We start from the raw sequence: 17,827 nt of genomic DNA, 5'->3' as shown, positions 1-17,827 counted from the left end.
CCCTCCACCAGAACCACCCCCACCGCTCAGTACAGCTCAGGCCGGGTCACGTGGAGGATAACGGGCAGCCCCCCGCGGGTAAAGTAGGTCTGCAAGCCCTGAAGGTCCATGCGGTAGCCCCCTAAGGGCTACGCTTCCCGAGGCCCGCACCAAGCTCTGGGCATTGAGACCCCCCTCCAGTCTCCGCTAGTGTGGCCTCCAGGCCAAATCTGCAACGTAGCCAAGCCCTCTGGCTTGGATGCAACGTGCGGTCGGGGGGATACATTATCCCTATCCCTTCGTTTGCTACTTGATCTGCACCCCCTGGGTATGAGAAAAGGGGCATGCTATGCGACCCGACCGCGAGCATCCCCAGAACGTAGCCTGACGGCTGACTTACCATCTTGCTTACCCGAGATTTTAACCCTCGCCCTCTTCCTGACATTCACGGGCCCGGACCTCGGCAAGGGCTACCTCCTCTCCCAGTCTCTCCTCCGACTCCCCCTCCCCACCTCCCCTGCTTCCTATGAGTTCAGTTCCGCCTGGAGAAGGTTGAGGAGGGCCTCGGCCTGCTCGGGGGTGAGCCTGAAGTCATTCATCTGGCACCTCCCAAACTTTCCCGGGGGGCCAGAAGGCCCCCCAAACTCCTAAGCTGCTTGCATCCCGGGGAAAAGGGGGAAGGATCTGGGCTAGGATGGGTTCCCTTTGGAGCCTCTAGGCCATCAATCTAGGAGTTCCTGGGGGAACCTGGGCCCAAGAAGGGGCGTCTGAAGAAGGCTTCCCCTTTGGAGCCACTGCAGGATGCGGTTAGCCTTTCCCTCTGGTGTCTTGGGCAGCACGAAAGTCTCCCTCACCTCCCGTGCCTTCCCGGGTGGCCGCTGGGGCCTCTGAGCCTATCCCTGGCCCCTCAAGCGTCCAAGAGAAAGGCCTCCACCTGGGCGTACTCCATCCGGGCTGTGGTCCAAAGCGCTTTGCCTTCCGCCTTGGGATCGTACCGGGCCTGCCAGCTCAGGCCCAAGAGGCGCTCGTAGGCCTTGCGCACCTGCCGGGGAAGCCCTGCCCGCTTCAGAAGGCTCTGGGCCTGGGCGTAGGTCTGAGGGGTGGGGGCTTGGGGCAAGCGCTCCAGGGCCCAAGCCAGGAGGGCGTGGTGTACCGCATAGAAGAGCACCACCGCTGCCCAGCGGGGGCTTTTCTCCGAAAGGGCAAAGGCCAGGGCCAGGTCTTCCCCAGCCCTGACCCGCCGCGCTTCCGCCTCAGTCATGGGGCACGAGGATCACCGCTACTCCCAGGTCCAACTCGTCCTCCAGGTCCAGGAAGGCCTCCTGGAGGTGGTCGATCTCCTCCGGGGAAACCTCCCGCCCGTAGAAGGCGATCCCTTCCACCCCGGGCAGGGGCTCCCCGCTGAGGCTTCTGAGGCTCCACCTCCGCACCACCCCCCGGGCCTGAGCCTCCTCCAGGAGGGCCTCCACCCGGCGGGCCGCCTCCAGCACCTTAGGGGGCAAGGTGGCCTGCATCCCCTTCATGCTACCTCAAGGGCCGCAAGCCGCACTAGAGTACCCCCCGGAGGCAGGTGAAGGCCTCCCTGAGCTCCCTTTCCAGCGTCATGGATCACCTCCACAGGTTCGTCAAGATACGGGCTGCGTCCGTAACCAAGACACGGGCTGCGCTCGTGACCCAGGTAGGGCACAGATGCCCCTCCCGAAAGGCTCAGGCTTGCCAGAACCGCTCGGTGGTCCTGGGAGTCTGGGATGAGCAGGGCCTCACGGGGAAGGCCGCATACGCGCACGGGCTTGTCCACGCCCTGCCTCGAGGGGTCCCGCTCGGGACTGCCCTACCCCAAGTTCCTTCAGCTGTCGAAGGAAGGAACCGCCACCACCGCCAAGCCCCTGGCCTTAGCCACCCGGTAGAGGGTCCGGTCAAAGGTCAGAAAAAGAGGCCGTGCGCCAAGGGCTTGGAGATCCAAAGCCGCCTGCAGGTGCACCGCATCCGCGCCTTTCAAGGGCTCCTTGGCGCAAAGCTCCGCCGCGGCTTGAAAGGTGGCGTACCCAGGCACCACCACGGTAAGCCCTTCCCAGAGGTCATAGAGTTCCCGCAATGCCTTGCGAAACTGGGGCCTGCTGAGGCGCCCGTCCCGGTGCATGGCGTGCAGGACGCCCGTGCTTTCCGTTAAGGCAAAGGCACAAGCCCCCACGCTATCCGCCGCCAAGAAAGCCTCGCGGGCGATCTCTGAAAAAGCCTCCTGGACCAGGAGCTTTAGCAGTCCGCTGGTTTCCAGGAAAAGCACGCTTACCTGCGGGCTTCCTTGAGGTAGTCCGTGGTGGCCTTGCCCTCCCGGGGCACCACAGGCTCGGGCAGGCGGGGCTTTCCGGGCTTTCGCGGCAACAGAACCACGAAGCCGTCGGTCCTGGGATCCCTGGAAAGGGTTGAGCTCGCTTTTGCCATCTTGGCCATCCCTAACCCCAGTCTACAGGAAAGGCCTCGGGAGAAGCTGTCCCCCGGGGCCCCCAAGATACGGGCTGCGCCCTTGACCAAGGCCCCTGGGCTTTCTTTGTCATCCATCCCTTTTCGGCACGCCCCCCTTCCCCGAGCTAGAGACTGTCGTAAAAGTCCCCCACCGCACCTTACGCGGCCCTCGCCAGCCGCTTCACCAGCAAGCGTAGCATGCCCAAGTACAACCACGCCTCGCTGACGGAAGGATGCTGCTCGTAATCCTTGCTCAACCTCCGGTTCCTCCCCAACCACGCCAACGTCCGCTCCACCACCCACCGCTCGGGCAACGGCTTGGTTTCGGGCATGGCCTGGCGTAAGGATGGGCCACCACCTCCAGCTCTAACCCAGGGCCTGCAACACTGGTCGTGTACGTTGGCCGGGTAAACGTACACCCGGAGCATCCTCCCCTGGGTATCCACCACCACCTGGCGTTTCCGCCCCTTCACCCTCTTGGCCCCGTCGTCCCCTCGGGGCTCCCCTTTTCCGTGGTATTGACCGACTGGCCCTCCACCACCAGGGCGCACCGCCTTTCCCTCTCCCGGTCCCGCCGGACCAGGGCTTGGGCTGCCCTTTCCCAAACCCCTACAAGCTAGCCTTCGGCTGACCTTTCTGCCACTTGCGGAAGTAGTTGCGGTTCCTTTGGGGTGGGGGTCCCAAAGACGATTTCTCGGCGAGGCACCTTGGCCGGGCGACCCCCGGGCTTGGGGGCGGGGATCAGGGGCTCAAGGATGGCCCATTCCTCATTGCCGAGGCTGCTGGGGTAGGATGGGCGTGTCCTCTACACCCTTCAAGGATACAAGACTTTTACGACAGCCTCTTATAGCGAAGGAGCGCCTCCCCTTCGGGGTTCTCCACGGCCAAAATCACCTCGCCCTTCCGCAGGTCGGCCACGTAGGCCTTGGGCTTGCCCAAAGCCCAAGCGTAGGCCATCACCTGGAGGCGGTAGACCTCGAGGGTCCACCTCCTGGTCGGTCTTGTAGTCCAAAACCCAGTCCGCCCCCACCTGGTCGGCCCGGCCCTCCAGGCGCACCCCCTCTACCTCTAGGGCCACGGGAACCTCCTTCGCCACAGGGCCCTCCCGGAAAGGGGCGAACGCCTCGTGGGTGAAGAAAACCTGGGCCAGCCGGAGGGCTTCCTCCCTCTCCTCCTCCTCCGTGCCGGGGAAGGCCTCCGGTTTTTCGCGAAAAACTCTTTGCCCCGGAAGACGCGGGGACGAAGGAGGAGGCATGGGTTCCGGATAGAAGTGGTCCTAAAGGCCCGGGGCGAGGGCAGGAGCGGCTGCGACGAGGAACTGCGCCGCGAGGTTTGGGAGCAAGCCCGGCTCCTCCGTAAGGGGGAAAACCCATAGCCCAAGCCCTCCACTTGGGGGGGTGCCAAGCCCTCCTGGGCTTGGTGGAAGGACGGGAACGGGAGGCTTGCGGCCTGCTTCTGGAAGCGGTCCGCTGCCTCCTCTGGCCCAAGGGGGGGAGGTGTTGGAGGCCGAGCTCTGGCGCTGGGCTGATCTAACTCCCGAAGCCTTCTTGGAGCGCTACCATAAGGCCAGCTACGCTCCCAAAGAGGGGCTGGCCGCTTGGATCGAGGCTGGGGTGCGGAGGGGGAGGCTGGACCTCGAGGCCTGGCAGCCTGTCCTGGAAATCCTGGGGAGCCCCTAACCGAGGCCGCCAGACTGGCCTACTCGGAACCCTCTCCCATCCACCCCTCAGGCGCCAAAACGGTGAGGGCGCCTTCCTCCTACCACCTCTTCGCCTGCACCCAGGGGAGCGCCCTTGGATTTGGGGCCTGAGGTTTTTCCCCTAATGTCGTAGCTTCGTAGGATTATCTTGACCCACACCCGTTGTCTGGAGAGTCTTGCTTTTTTGTCGGATGTAGGGTAGTATTCCACCGAAGCAACTTCGTGGAATATGCTTTTGCGTTGACTTATCGGTGGCTTCCGCGAGTTGCTTTAGGAGGTGTATATGCCGTTTGGTCTTTACGAAGTCAGCGGAGGAACTTATACCCTTCTGGCTGGTCTGAATATAGACGACATCGTGGTAGAGCCTGCTAAAGCCCATGGTCTTTTGCTCCCCACTTCATCGACTGCCACTTTGGATGACCAGGGTTGCCTCCCTCCAGGAGTGTGGAGCAAGTTAGGAGTGCCATGGCACTTGGCTGAAAGCAAGATTATTGAGGTTATAGCCACACATCGCTTATCTGGAAGCACACCATCCAGCTTATCCAGCCTAAAAGTGGTTGTGAACATTACTCCCGCGCGCCCCACAGTTCATCTGGCCGAGATCAAAGGCGTCTGGGGTTATACCTACACTCACTGGCGCGGTCACGGACAGTACTGGATACCGGTGATGCTTAAGTTGCAGTCCCTTTGGCTCGATGTTCCTCGTAGTTCCCTTGGAATTCGAGGGGGTGTTGGGTTGCCAACTCCCTTTTCTGCACCTCCAAAGCCGGGCAGGGTGCACTTTGAGTTTTTCTACATCACAGAAATAATCAGGAAAAAGGAGCGGAAACTAACCGTAGCCCTCGGGAGCTTCAATCATCCCCTGCTTTCCGGTGAGGCCCTCGCCTACTTTACATGCGTCATGCGCAAAGAGCTCATGAATGAGCCTCGTCCTTGCGGAGGCTTGGATATCTGCGGTTGCGATCAATGCTAGGTTTTCACGGTAAATCGGGGTACGGGAGGCTCGAACCCAACCTTATCACGGCTCCCAACCGCGACGGAGGCACCTAACAACGGGTGGAACGAGGGGTGTGGGGTTTACCTGGCTTCTTCGTTTCGCGGCAAGCGCTCCAGCACGTTCATCCCGTGGAGACGAAGCGCGGAGCTGGTTTGCCAAGGGGAAGGCACCTTACACCCCATCCCTTAAGCCATATCCGGAGGCCATACCTTCAGGTACTTTGCCGCCACCCGCCAAAGCCCCACATCAAAGGTGGCCATGAGGACAGGCTCTCCTAAGGCCTCCTGCCAGAGAAGGGCCGCGGCCAGATGGGTGGCGTCATAGCCCCGCAGACCTTCCCGCCAGGCCAGGTCCCGCGCCATCTCCAGGAGGAGATCGGTCACCCGCAGGCGGTGCAAGCGGGGCCAGTCCTCCAGGAACGCACCCAAGGCGCTTTGGCCCTCCTCCCGCGCCAGGGCTCCCGTGCGCACCGCTTTGGCCAGGGCGGCGGCCATCTCCACCTGGGCCACCGCCGCGGTGCCCACGGTCTCAGCCCCGCGAAGGAGGGTCCGCACCTCGTCGCTGCCCGCCTCGGCCACGTAGCGCTTGACCAGGGCGCTGGTGTCCAGGTAGACCACCGGGGCCACTACCGCTCCTCCACCAGGAGATCCGCCACGCTGGCCCGGCTATAGGCCACAGGCTCCCGGTCGGGAAGCCGCCCCTCCCCCAGGTCTAGAAGGCCCAAGGTGGCCAGAGCCTGGAGGCGGGCCTCGAGGCCTGAGCCTTCGGGTACCAGGCGGGCCACGGGCCTCCCCCGGTCCGTCAGGAGCAGGCTCTCCCCTTGGCGCACCTTGCGCAGGTAAAAGCCCAGACGGTTCTTGAGGAGGCGGAGGGGCACCCGTTCCATGTAGCTATCTTATCACAGCAAGTAGCCGCATCTGAGGGCCTTTGGGAACTCCAATGCTCTTCCAGGTTTCTCTATTCCTGCAGATGAGCCTCCCAAACTCCAAGAAGTGGACCAAAAACAAGAAGCCGTAAAATGACAGCATGCGCAGGAAAAGCCTCTTGCCTTTGCCCCGGCTAACCCTTGCGGCCCTCTCGGCTCTGGCCCTCCTCCTCTCCGCCTGCCAGAACCTCGTCCAGACCCCCAGGCCCCCCGTGGAGGCCCTGGCCGGGACGGGGGAGCTCCTCGAGGCCCGCCCCGGCGAGACCCGCCAGGTGAAGGTCCGCCTGGCCCAGGGGGCGGAGAGTGCTGAGGTCTACCTGCGCCTGGCCGACCCCTGCGCCAAGGGCACGAGCTACTGCCCCGGCTGGGACGCCACCCGCTACCCCGGGGTGGAGCACACCCGGGAGCGGTTCACCCTCACCGCCACCAACCTCGAGGCCACCTTCACCCTCAGCGTGGCCCAGGACGCCCTGCCCCAGGGGCCCTTCAAGTGGGAGCTGGTGGCGGTGGACGAGAAGGGCAGGGAGTGGACCTTCCCCGTGTACCTGCGCATTCCCAGCGAGGGGCAGGGGGCGGTGGCTGCCCTGCGGGAGTGGCGCGCCCGGGCCGGGCTCCCCGGCGTGGAGGAGGACCCGGAGTGGGCCTGGCGGGGCTGGCTCCACAGCCGGTACAGCGTGATGAACGGTGCCAGTAGGCTCCCCCACGATGAGGACCTCTCCCAACCTTTTTCCAGCGGGGAGGGCCGGAGTGCGGGGCGGGTGGGCAACGAATGGGGGAGCCTTGGTCTACAGAACGGGCGAGCCTCTTGGTCTCCGGACCAAAGCCCGGTCAACTGGTGGATCGCCGCCCCCTTCCATCGCTTCGGCCTCATCTACCCCTGGTCCCTGCAGGTGGGCTCGGGCATCTACCGGGACGTGCTCCCCTGGAACGGGGTAATCTTCGGCCACACTCGGGCTACCCTCCCCTACTTCTCCTCCTCATCGACCCCGAACCCTGGGGTGCAGGAGGTGCCCTTCCCCGTCCCGGGGATGCGGGTACCCGTGGCCTCCTTCGACGGCTACGAAAACCCCAATCCCGCCTACCCCTGCCTCCACCCCGAAGTTCCCAGGCAGCGCCCCTTCTTCAGCCAGCCGGGGATCGACTGGAACGCCAGCGGGCTACGGCCCTTCGGCTTCCCCGTCACCCTCATGACCTTCGCCCGGGCGGACACCGAGGTCCTGGAGGCCAGGCTGGTGAGGGTGTCCGACGGGGCGGTGAACCCGGTCTGCGCCTACGGGAGCCTGCAGTACTGGGATGACCGCGACTTCTGGCGGAACGCGGCCCTCTCGATACTCAACGATTTGGGGGCGGTCATCGTCCTTCCCCGCGAGCCCCTCACCCCCGGGGCCGAGTACGAGGTCTACCTGAAGGCTCGGATCGGCTCCCAGGTGTGGGAGAAGACCTGGCGCTTCCAGGTGGAAACCCAGGAGAACCTCTGGCCTACAAACTAGGGGCAACGGGGAGGGGGGCGGGGGTGTCCCCCGCCCCCTTTCTCAACCCCTCAGCGCCTTTCCTTTGCCGCCTCCTCCACCCCGGCGGCGCACCGGGCGGCCTGGAGGGGAGGCAGGTCCAGGCAGAGGCCCTCCGCCCGCTTCCTGTCCTTGACCGCCGAGAGCAGGGCGCTTCCCAGGGCCCCGGTGCACACCGCCCCGTCGGGGTTGGCCCCCTCGCAGAGGCGCCAGGCGGCCTGGAGGTTCTCCTTGGGCCGCCGCTCCACCATCTCCATGGCCGCTCCCACCTGGCAGTTAAAGAGCAGGGGGCCCCGCACCTTCCCGCACTCCTCCTTGACCCTGGCCTCGCCTCCCCGGGCGTAGGCCCCCCGGCCCACGTAGCGGGCGCAGGCTTCGGGGTCGGGCAGGCGCTCGCACAGCCGCACCGAGGAGGGGAAGATCACCAGGCGCAGGCCCATCACCTCGGAGCAGGCCCGGGCGGCGGGGCCGGAAAGCCCCTGGCAGTACCGCTCGGGGAGGCCCTGGACCTCCTGGGGGATGCGGGCGGCGAAGTACCCCCGCAGGCAGAGGGCCTGCCCCTCCGAGGCCCGGCACAGGGCCGAGGCCAGGGCGGGGGGCAGGAAGGCCAACCCCTGGCCCTGGCGGTAGGCGGGGGCTCCCGGGCCCCGCTGGTAGCGGGCGGCCAGCACGTAGCCCACCCCGAAGGCCAGGGCCGTCAGCGCCAAAAGCAGGATCAGCAAAGACACCTTCCCCTTCACGGGCACACCTCGCTGCGCATGGGTTTCAGGCGGGGCCTCTCCGCCTGGGGGGCTGCGGTGCCCCAGTAGACCGTGACCGTGTGGAGCCGCTCCGCCCCCCCGTGCCTCCTGTTCCAAGCCTGGCAGAGGTAGAGGGCCAGGGCCTCCATGCGGGCCTCATCCGCGGGCTTGCCCCGCCAAGTCCCCCACCAGAACTTGCGCCAGTGTTCCCCCCCGGAGAGGAGGACGGGGAAGCGGGGAACCTCCTCCCGGTAGGCCGCCTCCCCCAGGAGCATCCAGCGCCAGGGGTCCACCACCTGGCCCACCACCGTCACCCCCTGGGCCTGCACCCAGTCCTTGCGGCCTGGGGGCGTGGGGGCGAAGTGCCCCCAGCGCAGGTCCAGGCCCAGGCTCCCCAGGGTGGTGGACACCTCGGGCCGCACCCCCCGGTAGGCCTCCACCAGGCCCTTCCAGCTCAGGTAGCCGTAGACCCCGCTGAAGGCCAGGGCCAGGAGGACCGCCGGGAGGGGGTTGGGGCGGAGCTCCCGGTGGGGCAGGTGGGCTAGGGTCCACCCCGGGGAGGGCCTGCGGTCGGCCACCAGGCGGTAGGCCCGGTCCGCCAGCCAGGGGAAGCCGGGGAGCCGCCAGAGGAGGGCCAGAGGGCGGAAGGGGGAGGCCAGGAGGAGGCCCAGGAAGCCCCGCCCCTCCGTGTACCGACGCCCCTCCACCTCCACCACCCAGCTCCGCCGGGCCTCCATCAGGGCCAGGGCCTCCCCTTCCGCGGGGACGATCTCCGCCCGCGCCAGGAGAAGCCCCCGAAGCACCTCCGACACCCGCTTGCAGAAGCCGCAGGCCCCGTCGTAGTGCACCACCGCCTGGGGGAGCCTGGGGGCGGGGAGCCGGGCGAAGACCTGGGGCGGGAGGAGGAGGGAGAGGGCGGAGAGCATGACGAAGGGGAAGTGGCCCACGTCCAGGAAGAGGGCAAAGCCCACGTGCAGGCTCATGAGGAGGAGGACTCCCAAGAGCCTCAGGGGCCAGAAGGGCAGGAAGAGGAGGAAGGGTGCCCCCGCCTCCACCAGGAAGGTGTAGCGGGAAAGCCAGGGCAGGAGCCCGGGGAGCCGCTCCATCAGCAGCACCCCCAGCACCGAGCCGTGGGAGCTCACCAGGGCCCCCGCCACCGCATCCCCCCGGAGGAAGTAGCTCCCCAGGTCCTTGGCGGCGGCGTTCACCAGGTAGGCGGCGAAGAGGACGAGCAGGAAGGGCAGGGCCCCCAGGCTCACCAGGGCGGGGGGCGGAGCCCGCCGCAGGAGGGCCCGGTCCCACCCGTAGCCCGCCTCCAGAGGCAGGAGGGTGGAGAGGAGCAGGAAGGCGGGCACCAGCTGGTGCCCCGTGTTCCAGAGCCAGGGGTTGCGGTCCATGAGCCCCAGGGCCAGCACCCCCGCCAGGAGGCCCGTCCAGCGGGCCCGGAAGCCCACGGTGTAGGCCAGGGCCAGGAGGATGAGGAGGCCGTAGAGGGCGGCGTTCCACGCCTCCCCCCCGAAGAAGAGGGGCACCCGGGGAGGGGAGAGGCCCATCACCTGGTCCCGGGAGAGGAGGCCCCCGTCGGAGAAGAAGGCCCCCCACCAGGGGAGCATCCGCAGGAGGTCCTGCAGGAGGACCAGGCCCAACCCCGCCCGGAAGAGGAAGAGCCCCCCCGGGGCCAGGGCCAGGGGATGGAGCAGGTAGGGGCGGAGGCCCTCGAGGGGGGAGCGCCTACTTGAGGTTAGGGAGGAGGCGCTTGGCCTCATCGACCTCTTCCTTGGTCAGCCGCTTCTCCCACTCCGGGGCCAGGGACTTGGCCAGGTCGTTCCCACCAGCGGCGGCCTTCAGGAGCCAGGCGTAGCCCTGGGCCCGGCCGCCCGGCAGGTGCCCCTCGAGGAGGCAGAGGGCGTAGATGGCCATACCCTGAACGTACTCACGGGTCTTCTGGGCCAAGGGGCATGCCTTCTTCGGGTCCTGAGGCTCCCCGGCCACCCCGAAGTAGTAGGCGGTGGCGAGAAAGGCTTCCCCGAAGAGGTCCAGCCCCGCCAGCCGCTTTGCTAAGGCGATGGCTTTGGCCTGGTCGGCAGGCCCGCCGTAGCCGTAGTAGTACATGGCAATGAGGAAGTTCCCCGCGAGCAGGTAGCCCTTGCCCATGGCCTCTTCCCAAAGCGCCCGGGCCTTGGCCCAGTCCTTGGGGATGTTGCCGGGGGGGAAGCCGGTGAAGTAGAGCCGGGCCAGGGCGGAGAGGCTGATGGGCTCCCCCTGGGCCGCACCCGCCTGGATGGCGGCTGCGCTCGCCGCCAGCTGCTCCTGTGAAGGACGCCCCCTCAAGCCGAGCAACGTTCCCCGGGCTTGGAGGGTTCTGCCCCCGGGGTACCCCCTCTGCGCAGCCTCGTCCGCGAAGGTCAAGGCTAGCTTATCGTCCGCCGGAACGCCATACCCGTTCCCGTGGAGCACCACCAGCATGGCGCTGGCCCAGCCGCTTCCCCGCGAACGGGCCCAGTCAAAGTAGCTCTTGGCCCTTCCCAGGTCCCTGGGGTAGGCCACGCCGTTCAGGTAGAGGACCCCGATGGCCGTGCCCGCGTCGGGGTCCCCCTGGTTGTAGGCGTCGATCAGGTACTTGGCCGCCTCCTGGTCCCCCCGCTCCACTCGCACCACCAGGTTCCAGCCCTCCTGCCAGGTGATGGCCGAGGCTGCCTGCGCCCCAAGGATGCTCAGGGCAACGCCCATCTGGACCAGCCAACGGATGCGCGCCACTTGAACCATCTGCTTCCTCACCTCCAAGAACATGGTACCCGCCTGAAGATGAGGGCGGGCTCACCAGAGGAAGCGCCGGGTAAGGAGGCTCTCTGCGATCTCCTCCTTCCTCCTCTCCGACCAGCGCTTCCTGCCAGAGGCGGTGGACAAGCCCTTCTCCGGCATTGGCTGAGGGAGCCAGATCCACTTGCCCGTTCCGCTACTGGTGACCTGGAGGTCCAGCCCTCCCTCCCCACCTCCGTCGTCCTGGTTCCCGTTGCTTTGGGAGGCATCCGTGTTTGTTTGGGTGGTAAGTTGATCTAACGTGGTAAGTTGATCTAGCGTGGTAGTGGGTTGATCTAGCGTGGATTGCGAAGGGTCTGTGCTCTGGTTGCTGGGGTTCGTGCTCTGGTTGCTGGGGTCTGTCGTCTGGTTGCTGGGGTCTGTCGTCTGGGTGGTTTGTGTGGGCGGCTCTGGTGGCTCTCTTATCAACTCACAGTTATTCTGTGTGCTCGTGTTCACCAGCCGGCTCTCCACCCTCGAGGTGAACCCCGCCGTCCCCCTCGAGGACACCCCCACCACGTCCGGGCTCCAGACCTTCCAGTCCTGCCAGGTTTCGGTGACGGTGACGCTCCCGGTGTAGCCGGAGGGGCAACTTTCCGTGCGGGTCTGAGTGTAGGTGCGGAGGAGCTGGGAAGCGGGGGCAGTGTAGGCCCCGGGGGCGACCTGGCGGCAGCTTCCGTCCTCGCACAGGGTGCCCGGCAGGGGGCCGGAGTAGGCGGCGGACACCGTTGAGGTGTCGTAGGACTTCACCGACACTTGGGCCGGGGAGACCGACTGCAGGGCTATGATGCTTCCATGCAGGCCCAGGGTTTGGAGAAGAGGAGCCCCAAGCGGGCGGTGGCCCTCACGGGCGGCGCGCGCCTCTGGGGCTTCTTCGGCGAGGTGATCCTGAGCGAAGGAAAAGCCGTCCGCATTGTCTTGCGCAAGGGGAAGGAGGGCTGGCAGGCAGCGGCCACCGTGCGCTCCACCTCCGCTTTTTCCGAGAACCCCAACCTCCTCCTGCTCCTGACTGCCCTCTTCGCCCTCAGCACCCTCTGGTGGGCGGGGCCGTCCCGCCCCGAGTACGCTCTAATGCCGCTCCTTGTCCTCGCCTTCTGGACCGCCGTTCTGCAACCCTTTCCTCAGGTTCTCCGCCACCACGCCCTCGAGCACCGGGTCCTCGAGGCCGTGGCCCGCTGGTGCGACGGGGAGCGCTGGGAGGACGATTACCGCTACCTGGCCGAGGAGGTTACCGACTGGAGCTGGGCCTGCGGCTCCGTGCTCTTCGCCGCTGCCGCCCTGGTGGCTATCCCCCTTTTCCTGGTCCTGCCCCCGGTAGGCGTTCTTCCTCTGGCCCTTGCCTTGGGAGACCAGCTTCGCGGTTGGGCACGCTCCCGCCCCCATTCTCCCCTTCACCGCCTCCTCCTCCGGATCCAGCTCCTCTTCCTGCGCCCGCCCACGGAGGAGGAGCTCCGGGCCGGGGCGGTGGCGGTGCGGCGGGCCGTTGAGCTGTGCGGCAAAGCGGAGCCCGGCAGCCGGTAGGCTGCCGGGTGGTGGTGGTGGTGGCTTCTCGCCTTACCGCCGCGCCCGGCTTGCGAGCACGGCGGTTCCGAGTCCCATAGCTGCCAGCGTGGCCACCCACACTGGCAGCCCCACAATCTGGAGGACCGCGCCGAGCGCGGTCCTAAGAAGGATGGCCGGAACCACCCTCTCCCTCCTCCTTTCCCCTCGCCCGGCAAGCGGCGGGCGAGGAACAGGATTCCTCAAGCCGCCGCTGCCGGCCTCCCCCTGGGCTCTAGCGCCCTTCTACCCCCGGGAGCGGGGGTGGTTTGCTCAAGTATAGCCTATTGCCGCTGCCAAGCGCCTGCGCCCGGAAGGGGGGATTCCCTATCCTTCGCGAAAGAATACTTTCGCGAACAACCTATGTGGGGGCTACCCACATAAACCCGGAAGGATTAGCATGAGGCCATGCCAAGAGGGGAGCATTTGATACGGAACCGCCCGCCCAAGGAAGTGCTGGCCGCCCGGCTGGGCCAGGAGCCCTTGGGGCCGGGGGAAGCAGGCTTGAGGGTTTATGTTCGCGGGGAAGAGGCCGCCTTGCGCCTCTTCAAGGCCCTTTCCGCCAAGGAGCGGGGGCGGGTGGTGGAAGCAGGCCTCGAGGCCCTGGGCTACTTGCGGGAGGGGGAGGATGCCTAAGCGCGGCGGGAAGCCTCGGAAGCGGAAAGATGGGCGGTGGGAGTACCGCTTCTATGTGAAGGACGAAGGCGGGGTGAGGTTGCGGCGGGTGAGTGTGTTTGGCCGTACCGCGGAAGAGGCCCTGAAGAAGGGTAGGGAACTTGAGCTCAAGGCCCAAAAGGGGCTTCTTCCCCAGCCTTCGGCCATGACCTTTGCCCAGGCCGCGGAGGAGTGGCTTGGCCGCAAGGCCTTGACCAGGGGGGCCACTACCCTAAGGGCCTACCGCCGTGAGATTGCCTATGCCCTCCCCTACATAGGCCCCCTCCGCCTGCAAGCGGTCAAGCCTTTGGATATCCGCCGGATGCTGGACGCCTTAGCGAAAAAGGGGCTTTCCCCCAGGACGCTCAAGAAGGTGCTGGAGCGGGTGCGGGCCGTCTTCAAAGAGGCTTTGGCCCATGAGGTTATCGCCCGGGACCCCACCGCCGCCATCCGGATAGAAGCGCCCACCCGCACCAAGGCGGGCCGGGCCCTGGAGCCCGAGGAGGCGGAAGCCCTCCTCCGGGCCTTTGACGCCTGGCCCACCCCCGGGGTGGGGCTTGCCCTCAGGCTTTGCCTGGCCCTGGGTTTGCGGGCCGGGGAGGCCCTGGCCCTGAAGTGGGGGGACATTGACCTTGAGGCGGGCACCTTCACCATCCGCCGGGCCTGGACCGCCTTAGGGGGCAAGGGCACCCTTACCGAGCCCAAGACCTCTTCCGCCCGGAGGACCCTCCCGGTGCCCAAGGGCACCCTGGAGCGCTTGCGGGCCCGGTGGGAGGCCCTCTTGGAGGAGGGCTTCCGGCCCGAGGAGGCCAAGGAGCTTTGGGTGGTCCCGGGCAAAGACCCCTCCCGGCCCCTGAACCCTCACTCGCTCAATCACGCCCTTCGGAAGATCGCCGCCCGGCTGGGCATCCCCCGCTTGCGGGTGCATGACCTGCGCCATAGCTACGGCTCCTTCCTCCTTGCGAATGGAGCGCCCCTTGAGCTGGTATCTGAGCGCATGGGGCATGCCAACCCCAGCATTACCCTCAATGTCTACCGCCATCTTCTGGGGCATGAGCGGCAAGCCTGGGTAGTGGACCCCGAGGACCTGCTTTCCCGCCCCCGGCCCAAGGCGTAGCCCGGGCCTGAGGAGCCCCCGCCCCCGGGGAGGGGCGGGGGTCAGGCTTTAGGGGTCAGGCTCCAGGTTTTGGGGGTCAGGAGGGCACCTTCACTTTCCTTTGGGGGTCAAAAATGGGGGTCAAAAGCTTTCCCCCCTCACTACCGAGGGGGGAAGCTTTGCGTTCTGGCCTTGGTGCGCCCGGAGGGATTCGAACCCCCGGCCTAGGGCTTAGGAAGCCCCCGCTCTATCCTGCTGAGCTACGGGCGCCCACACCTAGAGGATTCTAGCAGCCCTGGGGGGCCAAGGCAAGCGGCTGGTCCTAGTGCACCCCTTTGCTATCCCCTACCGAGAGGTTCAGGGTGGTATACCGGAGGATATAGGGAAGCCCGATTCATCCGGGATCCCGAGGTGATGCTGGACAAGCCCGTGGTGACCGGTGCCTGGATCACCTTAAAAGAGATCCTCCGCCCTTGGGCCGTTGGGGAAACACCCGGGGAGGCTCTAGCCGCCCACCCTATACGGCCGAAGCCCTTGGGGCAGAAGTGTCCTACCCGGTCCCTGAGAAGGTGGCGCGAAGACGGTCGTGGATGAACCCGATTGTGGCACGGCTACGGGCTGACCCCTGAAAGCCGGCCCGGAGCCTCAGCAAGGAGGAGGGACGGGGGCGGAAGAGGATATAGTCTTTCACCGGGGAAACGGGGTTCTACATAAGCCTCGGCTTATAGTAGGGCCCCCTGGCTCCGCTTGTGCCCTCCTTCACGGGGGCGTACCCTGGAGACAACATGACCGAGACCAAGGACCTCACCCGCCTTTCGGTGAACGCCATACGGTTTCTGGCCATTGATGCCGTGGAAAAGGCCAAAAGCGGCCACCCCGGCATGCCCATGGCCATGGCTCCCCTGGCCTACCTCCTCTATCGGGAGGTCATGCGCCACAACCCCTTGGACCCCACCTGGCCCAACCGCGACCGCTTCGTCCTCTCCGCCGGGCACGGCTCCATGCTCCTCTACGCCGTCCTACACCTCACGGGTTACGACCTTTCCCTAGAAGAGTTGAAGCGCTTTCGCCAGTGGGGCTCCAAGACCCCGGGCCACCCCGAGTACGGCCACACCCCGGGAGTGGAGGTGACCACTGGCCCCCTGGGCCAGGGTATATCCACCGCCGTGGGCCTGGCCTTGGCGGAGAGGAAGCTCGCCGCGGAGTTCAACCGCCCGGGCTACGAGGTGGTGAACCACTACACCTACGTGCTGGCCTCGGATGGGGACCTGATGGAGGGGGTTTCCGGGGAGGCCAGCTCCTTGGCAGGCCACTGGAGGCTTTCCAAGCTCATCGTGTTTTGGGATAATAACCACATCTCCATTGACGGCTCCACCGACCTGGCCTTCACCGAGGATGTCCTGGCTCGCTACCGGGCCTATGGATGGCACACCCTTAGGGTGGAGGATGCCAACGACCTCGAGGCCCTCCGCCACGCCATCCGCCTGGCTCAGCTGGACGAAAGGCCCTCCCTCATCGCCGTGCGGAGCCACATCGGCTACGGTTCCCCCAAGCAGGACTCCCACAAGGCCCACGGGGAGCCTTTGGGTTCGGAGGCGGTGGAGGCCACCCGCAAAAACCTGGACTGGCCCTACCCGCCCTTGGAAGTGCCCGAGGAAGTCTACCGGCACATGGACATGCGGGAGAAGGGAAGGGCTTGGCAGGAAGCCTGGGAACAACTCGTGGAAACCTATGCCCGGGCCTATCCCGATCTCCACCAGGAGCTTTTGCGCCGTTTAAAGGGCGGCCTCCCTTCCCTTCCCGAGGAACCCCCAGCCTTTGACAAGCCCGTGGCCACCCGGGCAGCCAGCGGTAAGGCTCTGGATGCCATCGCCCCCAGGATGCCCGAGCTTCTTGGAGGGAGTGCCGACCTCACACCCTCCAACAACACCCAGGCCCAGGGGATGGCGGACTTCTCCCCTCAAAACCCCACGGGGCGCTATATCCACTACGGGGTTCGGGAGCATGGAATGGGGGCCATTTTGAACGGCTTGAACGTGCACGGGGGCTACCGGGCCTACGGGGGTACCTTCCTGGTCTTCTCCGACTACATGCGCCCCGCCATCCGCCTGGCAGCCCTCATGGGCACCCCTACGGTCTTCGTCTTCACCCACGACTCCATCGCCCTGGGGGAGGATGGCCCCACCCACCAACCCGTGGAGCACCTCATGAGCCTCCGGGCCATGCCGGGCCTTTGGGTGATCCGGCCCGCGGACGCCTACGAAACCTTCTACGCCTGGCAGGTGGCCTTGAAGCGGAAGGAAGGCCCTACCGCCCTCATCCTCACCCGGCAGGCGGTGCCCCTCCTTTCCCCGGAGAAGGCCAAGGGGCTCCTCCGGGGCGGCTACGTGCTGGAGGATGCCGAGGAGCCCGAAGGGGTGATCGTGGCCACGGGGAGCGAGGTGCACCTGGCCTTGAAGGCCAAAGCTCTCCTGGCGGAAAAGGGCCGCCGGGTGCGGGTGGTGAGCCTGCCCTCCTTTGAGCTCTTTGAGGCCCAGCCCGAGGCGTACCGGAGGGAGGTGCTTCCCCCCGGCCTCCCCACCCTGGCGGTGGAGGCAGGGGCGACCCTGGGCTGGGAGCGCTACGCCCAGAAGGTGGTGGGCCTAGACCGCTTTGGGGCCAGCGCCCCTTACCCCGAGGTTTACGAGAAGCTGGGTTTCACCCCGGAGGGGGTGGCGGAGGCCTTGGAAGAGCTCCTATGAGATTTCGGGTGGACCCGCTTCCCCGCCCCGGCGCTTACGGTGGCGCAGCCATCGTGGTGGATGTCATTCGGGCCACCACCACCGCTGCCCTCTACCTCAAGGCTGGGGCCACGGCCCTGGTTTTGGCCCAGGGAGTGGAGGCCGCCCGGGCCTTGCGCCAGGATGGGGAGGTCCTGGCCGGGGAGGTGGGAGGGCTTCCCCCAGAGGGGTTTGACCTGGGCAACTCCCCCCGGGAGGTGGATGGGGTGTTGGGTAAGGTTGTGGTCATGGCCACCACCAACGGCACCCGGGCCGCCCACGCTGCCCTGGGAGCCAGGCACATCCTTCTCGGTTCCTTGCAAAATGCCCGGGCGGTGGCGGAGAAAGCCAGGGAAACCGGGGAGGAGGTACACCTGGTCTGCGCGGGGAAGGAGGGCCAGATGGCCCTGGACGATCTCTATACTGCTGGGGTCATCGGAAAGCGCCTGAAGGCCCTGGGGTTTTCCCCGGAAGGGGAGATGGCCCATCTGGCCCTTTTCCTGGCGGAGAATCCTTCGTTCCCTGTCCTTTCCAGCAGCGAGGCCGCCAAGGCCCTGGTGGGGGTGGGTTTGGGGGAGGATGTGGCCGAGTGCGCCCGGGTGGACGTCCATGGGGTTGTCCCGCGCTTCTTGGGAATGCGGGGTGAGGGCATGGTCTTTGGAGGTTAGG

20 protein-coding genes and 1 tRNA gene are annotated in these 17,827 nt (G+C 66.5%); 9 read left to right on the top strand and 12 right to left on the bottom strand.

All coding sequences use genetic code 11. The annotated features are described in order from the left end of the window. Positions 1–886: 886 nt before the first annotated feature. The 6 genes from EBI04_RS06595 to EBI04_RS13795 form a co-directional block, all read right to left on the bottom strand. On the bottom strand, positions 887–1,240 hold the full coding sequence (locus tag EBI04_RS06595) for a hypothetical protein (protein ID WP_135256799.1): 354 nt from the start codon (positions 1,238–1,240) through the stop codon (positions 887–889). Continuing rightward, on the bottom strand, positions 1,233–1,502 hold the full coding sequence (locus EBI04_RS13195) for a hypothetical protein (protein ID WP_167481904.1): 270 nt from the start codon (positions 1,500–1,502) through the stop codon (positions 1,233–1,235). Before EBI04_RS13195 ends, EBI04_RS06595 begins: the two co-directional genes overlap by 8 nt. Positions 1,503–1,825: 323 nt before the next feature. Then, positions 1,826–2,263 (bottom strand): type II toxin-antitoxin system VapC family toxin, encoded by a 438-nt coding sequence (locus tag EBI04_RS06585; RefSeq protein WP_135256798.1) that lies wholly within the window; start codon positions 2,261–2,263, stop codon positions 1,826–1,828. 2 nt (positions 2,264–2,265) lie between these two features. Beyond that, positions 2,266–2,430 (bottom strand): hypothetical protein, encoded by a 165-nt coding sequence (locus EBI04_RS13190; RefSeq protein WP_167481837.1) that lies wholly within the window; start codon positions 2,428–2,430, stop codon positions 2,266–2,268. A gap of 170 nt (positions 2,431–2,600) precedes the next feature. Beyond that, entirely contained in the window at positions 2,601–2,894 is a 294-nt protein-coding gene (locus EBI04_RS13985) for a hypothetical protein (RefSeq protein WP_373277654.1), read from the bottom strand. 379 nt (positions 2,895–3,273) lie between these two features. Continuing rightward, positions 3,274–3,402, bottom strand: coding sequence for a hypothetical protein (locus tag EBI04_RS13795; RefSeq protein WP_276605476.1), 129 nt, complete (start codon positions 3,400–3,402; stop codon positions 3,274–3,276). 482 nt (positions 3,403–3,884) lie between these two features. On the opposite strand from EBI04_RS13795, the gene EBI04_RS06565 reads away from it, so the two are divergent. Further along, the gene (locus tag EBI04_RS06565; RefSeq protein ID WP_135256795.1) at positions 3,885–4,121 is read left to right on the top strand and encodes a hypothetical protein; all 237 of its coding nucleotides are present in this window, start codon (positions 3,885–3,887) and stop codon (positions 4,119–4,121) included. A 303-nt stretch (positions 4,122–4,424) separates the two neighbouring features. Beyond that, complete coding sequence (locus EBI04_RS06560) at positions 4,425–5,114, top strand: hypothetical protein (RefSeq protein ID WP_135256794.1); 690 nt, start codon at positions 4,425–4,427, stop codon at positions 5,112–5,114. A 209-nt stretch (positions 5,115–5,323) separates the two neighbouring features. On the opposite strand, the gene EBI04_RS06555 is transcribed toward EBI04_RS06560, so the two are convergent. Both EBI04_RS06555 and EBI04_RS06550 read right to left on the bottom strand, forming a co-directional pair. Continuing rightward, on the bottom strand, positions 5,324–5,764 hold the full coding sequence (locus tag EBI04_RS06555; RefSeq protein ID WP_240695252.1) for a type II toxin-antitoxin system VapC family toxin: 441 nt from the start codon (positions 5,762–5,764) through the stop codon (positions 5,324–5,326). Then, positions 5,764–6,024, bottom strand: a complete 261-nt coding sequence (locus tag EBI04_RS06550; RefSeq protein ID WP_038044013.1) for a type II toxin-antitoxin system Phd/YefM family antitoxin — start codon at positions 6,022–6,024, stop codon at positions 5,764–5,766. Before EBI04_RS06550 ends, EBI04_RS06555 begins: the two co-directional genes overlap by 1 nt. Positions 6,025–6,164: 140 nt before the next feature. On the opposite strand from EBI04_RS06550, the gene EBI04_RS06545 reads away from it, so the two are divergent. Continuing rightward, a complete protein-coding gene (locus EBI04_RS06545; protein WP_240695251.1) occupies positions 6,165–7,553 on the top strand; it encodes a spore germination YkwD domain-containing protein in 1,389 nt (462 codons plus the stop codon). 50 nt (positions 7,554–7,603) lie between these two features. Here the strand turns inward: EBI04_RS06545 and EBI04_RS06540 are convergent, their stop codons facing one another. From EBI04_RS06540 to EBI04_RS13295, 3 genes are read right to left on the bottom strand one after another with little or no spacing between them, the layout of a single operon-like run. Further along, entirely contained in the window at positions 7,604–8,299 is a 696-nt protein-coding gene (locus tag EBI04_RS06540; protein ID WP_135256793.1) for a hypothetical protein, read from the bottom strand. A gap of 8 nt (positions 8,300–8,307) precedes the next feature. Continuing rightward, complete coding sequence (locus EBI04_RS06535) at positions 8,308–10,077, bottom strand: DCC1-like thiol-disulfide oxidoreductase family protein (RefSeq protein ID WP_135256792.1); 1,770 nt, start codon at positions 10,075–10,077, stop codon at positions 8,308–8,310. Further along, positions 10,043–11,077 (bottom strand): tetratricopeptide repeat protein, encoded by a 1,035-nt coding sequence (locus tag EBI04_RS13295; protein ID WP_135256791.1) that lies wholly within the window; start codon positions 11,075–11,077, stop codon positions 10,043–10,045. The genes EBI04_RS06535 and EBI04_RS13295 overlap by 35 nt, the downstream gene beginning before the upstream one ends. A 484-nt stretch (positions 11,078–11,561) precedes the next feature. Between EBI04_RS13295 and EBI04_RS13790 the strand changes: the two genes are divergently transcribed. The 4 genes from EBI04_RS13790 to EBI04_RS06510 all read left to right on the top strand — a co-directional run bounded on the left by EBI04_RS13790 (position 11,562) and on the right by EBI04_RS06510 (position 14,420). Beyond that, complete coding sequence (locus EBI04_RS13790; protein ID WP_276605475.1) at positions 11,562–11,690, top strand: hypothetical protein; 129 nt, start codon at positions 11,562–11,564, stop codon at positions 11,688–11,690. Between the two features lie 215 nt (positions 11,691–11,905). Next, positions 11,906–12,631 carry a hypothetical protein gene (locus EBI04_RS06520; protein WP_135256790.1) on the top strand — a complete coding sequence of 242 codons (726 nt, stop codon included), beginning with the start codon at positions 11,906–11,908 and terminating at the stop codon, positions 12,629–12,631. Between the two features lie 426 nt (positions 12,632–13,057). Next, positions 13,058–13,285 (top strand): hypothetical protein, encoded by a 228-nt coding sequence (locus EBI04_RS06515; protein ID WP_135256789.1) that lies wholly within the window; start codon positions 13,058–13,060, stop codon positions 13,283–13,285. After that, complete coding sequence (locus EBI04_RS06510) at positions 13,278–14,420, top strand: tyrosine-type recombinase/integrase (RefSeq protein ID WP_135256788.1); 1,143 nt, start codon at positions 13,278–13,280, stop codon at positions 14,418–14,420. Before EBI04_RS06515 ends, EBI04_RS06510 begins: the two co-directional genes overlap by 8 nt. Before the next feature lie 172 nt (positions 14,421–14,592). Here EBI04_RS06510 and EBI04_RS06505 read toward each other — a convergent pair. Beyond that, a tRNA-Arg gene (locus tag EBI04_RS06505) sits at positions 14,593–14,669 on the bottom strand. A 515-nt stretch (positions 14,670–15,184) separates the two neighbouring features. Here EBI04_RS06505 and tkt point away from each other — a divergent pair. Next, complete coding sequence (gene tkt, locus EBI04_RS06495) at positions 15,185–17,140, top strand: transketolase (protein ID WP_135256787.1); 1,956 nt, start codon at positions 15,185–15,187, stop codon at positions 17,138–17,140. Beyond that, the gene (locus EBI04_RS06490; protein ID WP_135256786.1) at positions 17,137–17,826 is read left to right on the top strand and encodes a 2-phosphosulfolactate phosphatase; all 690 of its coding nucleotides are present in this window, start codon (positions 17,137–17,139) and stop codon (positions 17,824–17,826) included. The genes tkt and EBI04_RS06490 overlap by 4 nt, the downstream gene beginning before the upstream one ends. Position 17,827 lies beyond the last annotated feature (1 nt).

This window comes from Thermus caldilimi (assembly GCF_004684245.1).
Taxonomy (GTDB): Bacteria; Deinococcota; Deinococci; order Deinococcales; family Thermaceae; genus Thermus; species Thermus caldilimi.
This window is presented reverse-complemented; position numbering and strand designations above follow the sequence as displayed.